At 70.3% G+C, this 451-nt stretch carries 1 protein-coding gene; it reads right to left on the bottom strand.

The features are described from left to right. Nucleotides 1-451, bottom strand: a 451-nt coding sequence (locus tag JHD63_RS22865; RefSeq protein WP_198973105.1) for a delta-60 repeat domain-containing protein, incomplete at both ends; no start/stop codon positions are given.

Below are 451 nucleotides of genomic sequence, written 5' to 3'. Positions count from 1 at the left end.
TACCTTGCCGTCGGGCTGCACGGCCAGGCTGTACACCGTGCTGTTGGCGCCGGGATTGAAGCCCGTGTCCAGCGAGCCATCGGCGTTGAGGCGGGCCAGGTAGTTGCGGCCGCCCAGCTGGGTGAAACCGCCCCCCACCAGTACCTTGCCGTCGGGCTGCACGGCCAGGCTGAGCACCTGGCCGTTGGCGCCGGGATTGAAGCCCGTGTCCAGCGAGCCATCGGCGTTGAGGCGGGCCAGGTAGTTGCGGCCGCCCAGCTGGGTGAAATCGCCCCCCACCAGTACCTTGCCGTCGGGCTGCACGGCCAGGCTGAACACCGGGCCGTTGGCGCCGGGATCAAAGCCCGTGTCCAGCGATCCATCGGCGTTGAGGCGGGCCAGGCGGTTGCGCGTCTGGCCGCCCAGCTGGGTGAAAGCGCCCCCCACCAGTACCTTGCCGTCGGGCTGCACG

It is taken from the genome of Xylophilus sp. ASV27, from assembly GCF_016428875.1.
Taxonomy (GTDB): Bacteria; Pseudomonadota; Gammaproteobacteria; order Burkholderiales; family Burkholderiaceae_C; genus Xylophilus.
This window is presented reverse-complemented; position numbering and strand designations above follow the sequence as displayed.